Source organism: Pseudoalteromonas shioyasakiensis (assembly GCF_022398475.1).
Taxonomy (GTDB): Bacteria; Pseudomonadota; Gammaproteobacteria; order Enterobacterales; family Alteromonadaceae; genus Pseudoalteromonas.
Genome location: NZ_JAKEVM010000144.1, coordinates 1 through 10,873, shown reverse-complemented (window position 1 = coordinate 10,873; position 10,873 = coordinate 1). Strand labels below are relative to the sequence as shown.

The 10,873-nt window shown below is 40.6% G+C and carries 10 protein-coding genes and 9 tRNA genes; 3 read left to right on the top strand and 16 right to left on the bottom strand.

Annotated features, from left to right (window positions below; all coding sequences use genetic code 11):
- The 3 genes from L1D51_RS21790 to L1D51_RS18235 all read left to right on the top strand — a co-directional run.
- On the top strand, positions 1-861 hold an 861-nt coding region (locus tag L1D51_RS21790; protein WP_275669215.1), incomplete at its 5' end, for a prepilin-type N-terminal cleavage/methylation domain-containing protein.
- A gap of 18 nt (positions 862-879) precedes the next feature.
- Complete coding sequence (locus tag L1D51_RS18240; protein WP_239964443.1) at positions 880-1,302, top strand: hypothetical protein; 423 nt, start codon at positions 880-882, stop codon at positions 1,300-1,302.
- Between the two features lie 2 nt (positions 1,303-1,304).
- Positions 1,305-3,029, top strand: coding sequence for a GspE/PulE family protein (locus L1D51_RS18235; RefSeq protein ID WP_239964442.1), 1,725 nt, complete (start codon positions 1,305-1,307; stop codon positions 3,027-3,029).
- Positions 3,030-3,093: 64 nt separating this feature from the next.
- On the opposite strand, the gene L1D51_RS18230 is transcribed toward L1D51_RS18235, so the two are convergent.
- The 16 genes from L1D51_RS18230 to tolQ form a co-directional block, all read right to left on the bottom strand.
- Positions 3,094-3,181: transfer RNA gene (locus tag L1D51_RS18230), tRNA-Ser, on the bottom strand.
- A 146-nt stretch (positions 3,182-3,327) separates the two neighbouring features.
- Positions 3,328-4,368 carry a quinolinate synthase NadA gene (gene nadA / locus L1D51_RS18225; protein WP_054561293.1) on the bottom strand — a complete coding sequence of 347 codons (1,041 nt, stop codon included), beginning with the start codon at positions 4,366-4,368 and terminating at the stop codon, positions 3,328-3,330.
- A 129-nt stretch (positions 4,369-4,497) separates the two neighbouring features.
- Positions 4,498-4,573 (bottom strand) — tRNA-Lys (locus L1D51_RS18220).
- A gap of 53 nt (positions 4,574-4,626) precedes the next feature.
- A tRNA-Lys gene (locus L1D51_RS18215) sits at positions 4,627-4,702 on the bottom strand.
- 51 nt (positions 4,703-4,753) lie between these two features.
- Positions 4,754-4,829: transfer RNA gene (locus tag L1D51_RS18210), tRNA-Lys, on the bottom strand.
- Positions 4,830-4,885: 56 nt separating this feature from the next.
- A tRNA-Lys gene (locus L1D51_RS18205) sits at positions 4,886-4,961 on the bottom strand.
- Positions 4,962-5,019: 58 nt separating this feature from the next.
- Positions 5,020-5,095 (bottom strand) — tRNA-Lys (locus tag L1D51_RS18200).
- Between the two features lie 58 nt (positions 5,096-5,153).
- A tRNA-Lys gene (locus L1D51_RS18195) sits at positions 5,154-5,229 on the bottom strand.
- Between the two features lie 56 nt (positions 5,230-5,285).
- Positions 5,286-5,361: transfer RNA gene (locus L1D51_RS18190), tRNA-Lys, on the bottom strand.
- A gap of 63 nt (positions 5,362-5,424) precedes the next feature.
- Positions 5,425-5,500: transfer RNA gene (locus L1D51_RS18185), tRNA-Lys, on the bottom strand.
- Between the two features lie 168 nt (positions 5,501-5,668).
- The gene (ybgF, locus tag L1D51_RS18180) at positions 5,669-6,430 is read right to left on the bottom strand and encodes a tol-pal system protein YbgF (protein WP_054561292.1); all 762 of its coding nucleotides are present in this window, start codon (positions 6,428-6,430) and stop codon (positions 5,669-5,671) included.
- A 12-nt stretch (positions 6,431-6,442) separates the two neighbouring features.
- Positions 6,443-6,985, bottom strand: a complete 543-nt coding sequence (gene pal / locus L1D51_RS18175) for a peptidoglycan-associated lipoprotein Pal (protein WP_054553016.1) — start codon at positions 6,983-6,985, stop codon at positions 6,443-6,445.
- A 34-nt stretch (positions 6,986-7,019) separates the two neighbouring features.
- Positions 7,020-8,378 (bottom strand): Tol-Pal system beta propeller repeat protein TolB, encoded by a 1,359-nt coding sequence (gene tolB, locus L1D51_RS18170; protein WP_054561291.1) that lies wholly within the window; start codon positions 8,376-8,378, stop codon positions 7,020-7,022.
- Positions 8,379-8,387: 9 nt separating this feature from the next.
- A complete protein-coding gene (gene tolA / locus L1D51_RS18165; protein ID WP_054561290.1) occupies positions 8,388-9,326 on the bottom strand; it encodes a cell envelope integrity protein TolA in 939 nt (312 codons plus the stop codon).
- A 1-nt stretch (position 9,327) separates the two neighbouring features.
- Positions 9,328-9,762 (bottom strand): protein TolR, encoded by a 435-nt coding sequence (tolR, locus tag L1D51_RS18160; RefSeq protein WP_054561289.1) that lies wholly within the window; start codon positions 9,760-9,762, stop codon positions 9,328-9,330.
- Positions 9,749-10,453, bottom strand: a complete 705-nt coding sequence (tolQ, locus tag L1D51_RS18155; RefSeq protein ID WP_054561288.1) for a protein TolQ — start codon at positions 10,451-10,453, stop codon at positions 9,749-9,751. The genes tolR and tolQ overlap by 14 nt, the downstream gene beginning before the upstream one ends.
- Positions 10,454-10,873: the final 420 nt, after the last annotated feature.

The following is a 10,873-nucleotide window of genomic DNA, read 5'->3' as shown; positions in this document are numbered from 1 at the left end:
GTATTAATGAAATCAACGATTTTGATAAAGCTCAACTCTTTTAAAAGTAAAGGGTTCACATTAGTTGAGCTTATGGTAGCCATCTCAATTATAGGGATCTTATCCTTAATCGCCTTGCCTAATTATCAAGGCTATGTAAATGAATCTAAGGCAGCCACTTTATTATATAGAATCCACTCTATTGGCCTTGCTTATCAGGATGTTATTGCAACTTCACCTGATGCATTAGCAAAGCCAAATCAGCTTTCGAGTTCAAGCTTTGGTCAAGCCCCAAGCTATTTACCTGGGCTTGCCAATCAATTTTCAGAAGAGTTTGGTATTCAATTTTCAGCTCAGTTAGTTAATCACTCTGGTTATTTTAATTTTACTGGTCATGAGGCTTTTCCTGTTTTATTTTTAAAAGCAAATAGTCAAAACGGATTGAATGTACTCAATGCCTTGGATCATGTAACTGAATTAAAACATTCTTTTGTGACTCCTAATATGATGATTATTGCATTAGCAACACCTTATGAGACTCACCAAACCAATTTAATACCTTCAGAAACAAATACAAACCCTCCCAAAATAAATCAACCACCAAAATTAACTGATGCAGGGACTAATCAGCAACCTGATGCTAGCAATACAGGTAATACTCAACTTCCTGACGCAAGTAACACAGGTAACACCCAACCTCCAGATAGAAATAGTGGAGATAGCAACACAGGTAGCCAAACGAGTACAAGTACAGAAACTAGTACCAATGGTGATTCAGAGTCGGGCAGTCGAAGCAATGCTGGTTCTAACTTGAATTGGCCTCCTGGCTGGGTAAAACATCCAGATCAACATATAGGCCAACAGCATGGGCATCATGATTAAAAAATTAGGAAGATAAAAATGATTTCAACCAATAAACGATGGCAAGAAAGTATCGCGGAAGCGATGGATGAAACGCAAAATAATCAACGAAATAAAAATAGAGCTTCCATTGTATTACCTAGCTGGCTTCCTTATGCCGCATATATTGCTTTTGGATTTTTGTTAGCAAAAACTCTACTAATTGGCCATGAAACCCACCCTGTAAATTACGACAGAGATTATCAAACAGGCAGCTCAGTGGCATTATTAATGATTGCAGAAGATGTTGAACATTACCGCACAAATTACGGAGAACTGCCAGACGATTTACCAAGCCCTATCGCATCTGTCATGGATGTAACTTATGAAAAAATTACCAATGAACATTTTCGCTTAACCATTCCACATGGTGATTCAACAATCACGTTTGATGCCAAAGACGACAAAATATATATGGAATGAGTATGATTGATAAAAATGAGGTACACAGAAGTAATGCCACTTTTAACTGGCTAAAACGATTTTGCATTGAAAAATCGACTAACAGCAATATTAGTATTGAAGAAATGTATAACGGTGAGTCAGCCATTTCAGCATGGAAAAGTGCAGAGGCAATTTTGCAAGTCGACAGCAAAGTGTTAACAGCAATGATTGCAAAAAGTTACCAGTTAGATGTAGCAAAACCTCCTGATGATATGTCAGAAGAATTGCTTAATTATGTTTCTCTTAAAGTAGCTAGAGAGTATGGAATTTTTCCTTTAGGCTTTACAAATGGCTTATTAACAGTAGCTTCCCCTCACCCATTTGATACTGATATGGAATCAATGGTTGAATTTTTAACGACCCTTCATGTTAAGTCGGTATTGGCATCACCCGAGCTCATAGCAAAATGGACGGAAATGTTTTATCAGGAGCAAATGCTATCTGAAAATGACATTATTATAAAATCAAACCAACTCAACACACGAACAAAACAAAATGAGCCCGACTCTTCGAACTCAGCCATAGTTAAAATTGTATCCGAAATGCTGTTAGAAGCGTTTATATTCAAAGCCAGTGATATTCACATTGAACCCTTTAATAATGGCGGCATAATTCGTTACAGAATAGATGGCATGTTAAGGGTCATATCAGAATTACCAGCACAAGTTTTTATTCCAATAGTACAAAGAATAAAAGCATTATCTGGCCTTAACTTAGCAAAAAAAATGGTTCCACAAGATGGAAGTGCTAGTTTAGAGCTCAAAGGTCAGGATGTGGATCTACGGGTATCGACACTACCAGTTAAAGGGGGAGAAAAAGTAGTCATCCGTCTACTGATTAAATCTGTTGTAAATAAGTTAGATGATATTGGTTTACAACAGCAAGAGCTCAATACATTTAAAAACTTACTGCAAAGTAGCGAAGGTATCTTTGTAATAACAGGCCCTACTGGGTCAGGAAAGACAAGTACGCTTTATGCTGCTCTAAAAGAATTAAACACTCCGGAAAAATGCCTTGTCACCGTTGAAGACCCAATTGAATATGAGATTGAAGGTATTGCCCAGGTTAATATTAACCCACATCAGAACCTCACTTTCTCCAGCGCCCTCAGAAGCATTTTAAGACAAGATCCCGATGTAATATTAATGGGTGAAGTTCGCGATGAAGAAACGGCAGAAATGACCTTTCGCGCTGCAATAACTGGGCATTTTGTGATGACCACCTTACATACTAGTGATGCAATTACGACTATTTCAAGGTTAATAGGTTTAGGTGTGTCACGTCCTATTATTGCAGACTCCTTAAAAGGTGTTGCAGCGCAGCGATTAATTAGAAAACTATGCCCTAGTTGTAACCTAAGTGGCCCGTTGTCCACAGATACCTATGGTAAACGTTTTAAAAGCATCTTTCCTGATATAAATATTATGTCGCCATCAGGTTGCGATGACTGCGATCAGTCTGGTTACAAAGGACGTATTCCTCTGTTCGAAATAATCACTATTGATTATCAACTAGCCGATGCAATTCGTGCTGGAGAAAGTACCAGTAAGTTAAGAGAGATTGCAGCTAAATGCGGAGCGAGATCTTTATATAAAGTAGCCTTAGAAGCACTTTCAAAAGGCCTCACTTCAGTAGAAGAAATAAATAGAGTATTAGGACAGTCTTTTTGGAAAGAGTGTGAAAGAAATAACAGCTTAGATAATTAGACAAGCTAAAAATGCGATTTAAAAGTATTTGTAAATGACTAAAGTTAGCTTATAAGATTAGAAATGGCGGTGACGGAGAGATTCGAACTCTCGATACGTTGCCGTATACACACTTTCCAGGCGTGCTCCTTCAGCCACTCGGACACGTCACCTAAGGCGCTTAGAGTTTAGCGCGGCGTTATAGTATGAAAACAACCCTACAGACGCAAGGGCTTTTTAAAATAGTGCAGTTAAGTGATTAGTAATCAAACAAAAAAGGCAAGGTAAACACCTTGCCTTTTGTATAGTCAATTCGTTCTTAGCGTTGAAGCGTTGCTGAAAAATCTAACATACGGTTAAGCGACTTTAATGCGCCTTCGCGCAAGTCCATATCAACAAACACTTCTTTACCTTCTGGGTCTGTCAGTGCTTCTTCAATCGCTTTTAAGCCATTCATTGCCATCCACGGGCAATGTGCGCAGCTTTTACAAGTTGCGCCTTCACCTGCTGTTGGTGCTTCAAAGAATTCTTTCTCTGGGCATAACTGCTGCATTTTGTAGAAAATGCCTCGGTCAGTCGCTACGATGAACTTTTTGTTGTCCATAGTTTGCGCTGCTTTGATTAGTTGGCTTGTTGAGCCAACTGCATCAGCTAAGGCTACAATCTCCGCAGGAGACTCTGGGTGAACCAATACAGCCGCATCTGGGTGTAAGGCTTTCATATCCTTTAGTGCTTTGGTTTTAAACTCGTCATGAACGATACAGGCGCCATTCCACATGATCATGTCAGCACCTGTGTTCTTTTGAATGTAAGAACCTAAGTGTTTATCTGGACCCCAAATGATTTTTTCGCCTTGCTCATCAAGGTGCTCAACGATTTCTAGGGCACATGAAGAAGTAACAATCCAATCTGCACGCGCTTTAACAGCTGTTGATGTATTTGCATACACTACTACCTTGCGATCAGGGTGCTGATCACAAAACGCTGAGAATTCTTCAATTGGGCAACCTACGTCTAATGAACAAGTTGCAGCAAGCGTTGGCATAACAACCGTTTTATTTGGCGTTAGGATTTTTGCTGTTTCGCCCATAAAGCGAACACCAGCTACCACAATTACATCTGCGTCGTGCTTAGCGCCAAAACGCGCCATTTCTAGCGAGTCAGCAACACAACCGCCTGTTTCTTCAGCTAGTGCTTGAATTTCAGGATCAGTGTAATAATGGGCAACAAGAACCGCGTTCTTGTCTTTTAATAATTGTTTGATACGCGCCTTATACTCAGCTTGCTCGTCTTTTGATAACGGAGCTGGCTTTGGAGGGAAGATATAATCTTCAGGCATAATTTGTTCAGCTAGACTCATTTCTCGACCACTTAGTCCACAGTGCATTCATGGCGCGAATTATACGAGAATCTTAAGCTAAAGAACAGTATTGCTGTGAGCTGTTAAGATAAATAAAGGATAACTTAGAAAGAAAAGATAAATCAGGAATGGTGGGTCATGATGGACTTGAACCATCGACCAATGGATTAAAAGTCCACTGCTCTACCAACTGAGCTAATGACCCGCTCTGGATATTTAGATGCGTAAATCCGCCGATATGAGACCATTCGAAAAGAATGGTGGGTCATGATGGACTCGAACCATCGACCAATGGATTAAAAGTCCACTGCTCTACCAACTGAGCTAATGACCCGCTCTGGAAATTTAGACACGTAAATCCGCCGATATAAGACCATTCAAAGAATGGTGGGTCATGATGGACTCGAACCATCGACCAATGGATTAAAAGTCCACTGCTCTACCAACTGAGCTAATGACCCGCTCTGATGCTTGTAATAAGCTACGTAAATCCGCCGATATAAGACCATTCAAAGAATGGTGGGTCATGATGGACTTGAACCATCGACCAATGGATTAAAAGTCCACTGCTCTACCAACTGAGCTAATGACCCGCTCTGATGCTTGTAATAAGCTACGTAAATCCGCCGATATAAGACCATTCAAAAAGAATGGTGGGTCATGATGGACTTGAACCATCGACCAATGGATTAAAAGTCCACTGCTCTACCAACTGAGCTAATGACCCGCTCTGATGCTTGTAAAAAGCTGCGTAAATCCGCCGATATAAGACCATTCAAAAAGAATGGTGGGTCATGATGGACTTGAACCATCGACCAATGGATTAAAAGTCCACTGCTCTACCAACTGAGCTAATGACCCGCTCTGATGCTTATAATAAGCTGCGTAAATCCGCCGATATAGAACCATTCAAATAATGGTGGGTCATGATGGACTTGAACCATCGACCAATGGATTAAAAGTCCACTGCTCTACCAACTGAGCTAATGACCCGCTCTAATTGCTTATAAAAGCTATACGTATATCCGTCGATTAAAGATTACCATTCTAAGAGAATGGTGGGTCATGATGGACTTGAACCATCGACCAATGGATTAAAAGTCCACTGCTCTACCAACTGAGCTAATGACCCGCTCTTTTTTCCGCATTTTGGCTGTTGTTACCAATCGCCTGCTGCGGGCGCTTATAATACTTATTTAAATGCTGAGTGCAACAGAAAATATCTCTTTTTTTAAGTTTTTATGTCTAGTTGCCTAATTTTAGACCGCTTATGTCAAAAAGCAGTCTAATCAGGTCAAATCTACATTTGCGACAGACGTTCTGTGGCTAATTTAGCAGCGGTAGTACTTGGGTACTGATTAATTAAATCATTAAAGGTTTTAAGGGCTTGCTCGCCTAAACCTTGATCCGCTAATAAGTTTCCTAACTTTAACATCGCATCTGGGCGCTTATTAGAATTAGGGTATTCATTCACAACAACTTTAAAGTGCTCAGTTGCACCAGCTTGATCGTTTTGAATAGTTAACAGCTGACCTAACCAATAATGCGCATTAGATGCATACACTGAATTAGGGTAAGTAGTTAAGAATGTTTGGAACTCAGGAATTGCTTGCTCATAACGTTTATCTTTCATGATTAACGCTACAGCACGCTCATAGGCTTCGTTTTCAGATAAGTCTGAACTGATTGCCTGTGATGCACCCACATCCGTATAAGTGTTAGTAGGTTGAGTTTGTGTTGCAGCAGGCTGGCTATAAGCTTGGCTTACACGGTTCTCAATCTCTTGATAAAGCTCACGCTGCCGTTGTAATACTTTTTCAAGCTTATAGCTTTGCTCTTCAGTAATACCACGTACTTGGCTCACTTCGTCTTGTAAAATATTAAGCTGCTGCTGAAGCTCAGCTTGCAATAAATTACGTGACTTCATCATGTTTTCTAAAGCGACTAAACGCTTCTCAATGCTCGATTGCGAGCTTGCAGCTTCTGAAACAGGAGCGGGAGCAGCCCATAACTGGGTGCTCCCGCTTAAGATCATTGCTGCCAAAATAATTTTCGGCTTCATAATGACTCTTTATTAGTAAACTAATACTGCGCGACGGTTCTTCGCGAACGCTTCTTCAGTGCGAGACTTAACCATTGGCTTCTCTTCACCATAGCTCACTACTGACATTTGGCTAGCAGAAACACCTAAACTTTGTAGGTATTTTTCTACTGCTTGACCACGGTGCTCACCTAGTGCGATGTTGTACTCAGGCGTACCGCGCTCATCTGCGTGACCTTCGATTAGAACTTTAACTGAAGGGTTTTGTACTAAGAACTCAGCGTGTGCTTGTAATAGTTCAGCATATTTGCTTTGGATTTTTGCGTTATCAAAACCAAAGTAAATGATTTGCTCTTGACGTAACGCTTCGTATTTTTCACGAAGTGCTTCTTCAGCTTGTTGCTCTGGAGTAAGCGTTGCAACTTCAACAGTATCAGTGTTGTTTGATTGCTCAACCATACCTTGGTTAGATTGGTTTGCAGCACCTTCGTCAACACCTGAAGAAGAGCTACACGCCGCTAATGTCATCACTGGCACAGCAATTAGCAGGCCTTTTAAAGTTTTATTAAGTTGCATTTAATTGATTCCTATATTGAGTAAACCAGTAAAATTACTGTAAATAAGGCGACCAAGCTGGTGCCTTTACTTGTCCGTTTAGCACAGGTAAGCGTGCTTTAAAGCGACCGTCCATAGAAACTAACGCCAACACCTGTTTATTATTATGAAGCGTGCTGTAGATAATCATCGAGCCGTTTGGAGCGATACTCGGTGATTCATCTAAGCGAGTTCTAGTTAATACTTGGAACGCGCCTGTAGCTAGCTCTTTCTTAGCAAGATGGTATTGACCGTTGGTACGGTTCACCATCACTAATTCTTTTCCGTCTGGAGAAACCGAACCTGCTAGGTTCATATCTCCGTCAAACGTCATGCGTTTTGACCTACCAGTTTGCAAATTTAACTTATAAATCTGGGCATTACCACCCCTTTCAGACGTAAACACAATATCTTGCCCATTAGGGAACCAAGATGGTTCAGTATCTATACTACGGTGGTTTGTAAGGCGTCTTTCTTTACGAGTTGCAAGGTCTAAAACATATACTTCTGTTGCACCATTTCGGTCTTTAGAAAGCACTAATAATAACTTTTTACCATCAGGCGAGAACTGCGGTGCACCATTAATACCAGGGTGACTTGTGATCAGCTCACGTTTACCTGTGTATAAATCTTGAATATAAATTTGGCTTTGACGATTCTCAAATGTTACGTACGCAAGCTTAGTACCGTCAGGTGACCACGCTGGTGACATTAATGGCTCTTTAGAGCGAAGTAACACTTGCTCGTTAAAACCATCGTAATCAGCAACTACAAGCTGGTATGGCTTAGGCTCTTCTTCGCGAACAATCACATAAGCAATCTTCGTTAAGAATGCACCTTTTTCACCCGTAAGCGCTTCATAAACTACATCACTAATACGGTGCGCGTAACGGCGAAAACCTGTTTCAGCAATTACGCTTTCACGCGCGTCTAAAATGTGATCTTGGCTTTTAACTAATTGGCCATTGCTCATCATTTGCGTTTCGCCACCGGTAATTTGACCACGAATAACATCAATAAGCTCATACTTAACTAAGTAACGGCCATTTGTTTGCTGCTCTACTTGGCCTACAAGAACCGCTTCAACGCCTTTATTAACCCAAGCGCCGTAATCAACGTCGGTGTCAGTAGCTGGAAGCTGCGGCATTGTGTTCACGTCAATTGGCTTAAACTTACCACTACGCATTAAGTCAGCTGCAATCACTGAGCTTAATTTTTCAGGGATAGTTCCTACACCATTGTACTGGAAAGGTACAATCGCAATTGGACGTGCACCGTCAATACCATCGGTGATCACAATTTCTAGTGCAGCACTGGCAATGCCATGAAAGCCCAGTAATACAATAAAACATGCTGTTTTTATCTGGTTAAACATATCATTCCTTTAAAATTGAGGCGCTATTGTTAAATTAATATTTTTAAGTTGCTCAAATACTTCACGGTCTGGTGATACTGGAAGTGTGTCTGCCATACGCACCGCGCGCATTGCAGCTTCACATACCAAGGTATCTCCGCCCAGTGATTTTACTTGAGTCACTAAGCCATTAAAACCAAGACGAATATTAAGACGACATTCTTTACCTTTCATCTTCTCATCTTTTAAGAAGTTTTGTTGAATGCGCGCCATAATTAACGCTTTATATTTTTCAACTTCGCCCACTACTTGTTGCTGGCGCACTTTATTACGTGCAGCCTGCTCAGCAGCTAATTGTTCTTGTAGCATTTGCTCTTGCAATGCTTGCTGGCGTTTACGCTCTGCTTCAGCTTCTTTGCGTTTACGTTCAGCTTCAGCTTCGGCAGCTTTACGCTTACGCTCTTCTTCCGCTTTCTTTAACGCTTCTTCTTCAGCTTTACGTTTTTCAGCTGCAGCTTTCGCTGCGGCTTCAGCTTCTTGCTTTTGCTTTTCAGCCTGTTGCGCTTTAGCTCGTTCTTTCTCTTGAATTTCACGTGCTTTCTTCGCTTGTGCTTCTGCTTCTGCTTTTTCTTTCTCTTTCGCGCGGCGTTGCTGCTCTAGCTTTTTAAGGCGTCTGTCTTCAGCTTCACGTTGCTTACGTGCATCATTTGCACGGCGCTCAAGATCACGAATACGTTTTGCTTCGGCTCGTTTTTTTGCTTCTTCTTGCTTTTTAAGCTCGGCAATTTTCTGCTCAACCTTTTGCTGATCAACCGTTACTGCGGCAACGGCTTTTTCAGGCTCTGGTAAAGCAGGGTTCAGCGTTACTTCCATCACCTTAGGCGCTGGCATATGAAAATTAGCTGTTGCTACTAATAAACCTGCTATTGCAAGGTGCAAAAGAACCGATTTTACTACTGATGCACCCATACTAGCCTTTCGTCCCCTCGAATGATTCGGTCATAAGACCCACTGAAGGCACACCAGCATTTTTCAAAAAGTCCATAAGCAGCAGTACTTCTTGATAAGAAACACGGCCAGAACCTTTAATCATCACAGGTGTATCTGGATTTTTTTGCAGTTGAAGTTTAATTACCGCCGCAACATCCAGCGCTTCCATTGGTGCTTCTGGGTCAGTACCAATACTTACATAGTACTTACCTTCAGCATCAATTGACGCAATGATAGGCGGTGTATCTTTAGTATCAACTAAATCCGATTCTTCCATTTTCGGCAAGTCCACTTTTACGCCATGGGTAATAAGTGGCGCAGTTGCCATAAATATAATTAGTAGTACCAACATTACATCAATGTAAGGTACTACGTTTATTTCACCTACAGGGCGACGTTTCTTACGCTGATACATTCGCTTTAGCCTCTATTTGCGCAGCTGCTTGGCGGTGTAAAATATTGGCGAATTCTTCCATGAAGTTAATGTAATTACCTTCAAGCTTTTCTACTTTATTGGCAAAACGGTTGTAAGCAATTACAGCAGGGATTGCAGCAAATAAGCCCATTGCAGTTGCAATCAGCGCTTCGGCAATACCTGGCGCTACCATTTGTAGCGTTGCTTGTTTAACTTCACCTAACGCGATGAATGCGTTCATAATACCCCATACCGTACCAAACAGACCGATGTAAGGACTAATTGAACCCACTGTTGCTAAAAACGATAAACTAGACTCAAGCTTTTCAACTTCGCGCGATAGCGCAACTCGCATTGAACGATGTGTGCCTTCCATTACGATGCCTGCACTTTGAAATGTATTTTTCTTATGACGTGCAAACTCTTTAAATCCTGCAACGAATAATGCTTCAACACCTGATGCACCACCAGGACGAGCAGATACTTCGTTATATAATTTACTTAAATCAATACCTGACCAAAACTTTTGCTCAAAACGCTTAGCGCCATTAAGTGCATCAGAAATCGCTTTTTTACGTTGAAAAATAATTGCCCATGACATTACCGACATACCGACTAATGCCAACATTACTAGCTGGACAAGTACACTGGCTTCTAGAATAAGATCTAAAAAGTTAAGCCCTGATCCCACGTTAAACTCCTAAAATAGATTTCTATGTAATTTGTTATATTTTTTACACTTGCATTTATTGACCACAATCATGGCCAAAAGTTACATCTAGTGTATCTAGTCAGTTATAAACTGACAACGCTCTTGCTGTGAATTAGCGGCAAATAACGGTAAAAAGCAATTTGCTTAGTTATTTTTTAGCCATATTAGGTTTTATCAACACATTTACGCATATTTTCACCTTAATAATAAGTCACTAGAATAGCTCTTAAAAGCAACCAAAACAGCCAAAAACACGACGTTTATTCATAAATTACGCATAAACACCCAAAAGCACTTTTGCAAATCTACTACAGAATACTTAAACTAATCCTGAATAAAGATCACAAAATTTATAAAAACCCTTTTATTCAGAAGGTTAAAAACAAAATAGTTACAAAG

Coding starts and splice junctions, on each gene's coding strand:
- L1D51_RS18240 (WP_239964443.1), top strand. CDS start 880: ATGATTTCAACCAATAAACGATGGCAAGAAAGTATCGCGGAAGCGATG.
- L1D51_RS18235 (WP_239964442.1), top strand. CDS start 1,305: ATGATTGATAAAAATGAGGTACACAGAAGTAATGCCACTTTTAACTGG.
- nadA (WP_054561293.1), bottom strand. CDS start 4,368: ATGAGTCTAGCTGAACAAATTATGCCTGAAGATTATATCTTCCCTCCA.
- ybgF (WP_054561292.1), bottom strand. CDS start 6,430: ATGAAGCCGAAAATTATTTTGGCAGCAATGATCTTAAGCGGGAGCACC.
- pal (WP_054553016.1), bottom strand. CDS start 6,985: ATGCAACTTAATAAAACTTTAAAAGGCCTGCTAATTGCTGTGCCAGTG.
- tolB (WP_054561291.1), bottom strand. CDS start 8,378: ATGTTTAACCAGATAAAAACAGCATGTTTTATTGTATTACTGGGCTTT.
- tolA (WP_054561290.1), bottom strand. CDS start 9,326: ATGGGTGCATCAGTAGTAAAATCGGTTCTTTTGCACCTTGCAATAGCA.
- tolR (WP_054561289.1), bottom strand. CDS start 9,762: ATGTATCAGCGTAAGAAACGTCGCCCTGTAGGTGAAATAAACGTAGTA.